The sequence below is a fragment of the Pseudonocardia sp. SID8383 genome, assembly GCF_009864975.1.
Classification (GTDB): domain Bacteria; phylum Actinomycetota; class Actinomycetes; order Mycobacteriales; family Pseudonocardiaceae; genus Pseudonocardia; species Pseudonocardia alni.
On sequence record NZ_WWFY01000914.1, the window covers coordinates 1 to 235 of the forward strand.

Genomic DNA, 235 nt, shown 5'->3' on the forward strand with positions numbered 1-235 from the left:
GCCCGGGTCGGACTGGCTGGGCGACAGCATCGCCCACAGCGTCAGCGCGCCGAGCAGCACGATCGCCAGCGCGATCGCGAGCCCGGCCGCGGACGGGCTGCGACGGCCGTTGCGCGGCTTCGCCGACATGATCGCCTCGCGGCGCGGGGTGACCGGCGGCTTCTCGCCGGTCACCGCGGCGTGGGCGGCGGCCTCCGCGGCCGCGGGCTGGACCGCGGTGCCCGGACCGGTGTCG

1 protein-coding gene is annotated in these 235 nt (G+C 79.1%); it reads right to left on the reverse strand.

The window, feature by feature from the left end; genetic code table 11:
• The coding region (locus GTW08_RS21665) for a hypothetical protein (protein ID WP_161152453.1) at positions 1 to 235 on the reverse strand (235 nt) is incomplete at both ends.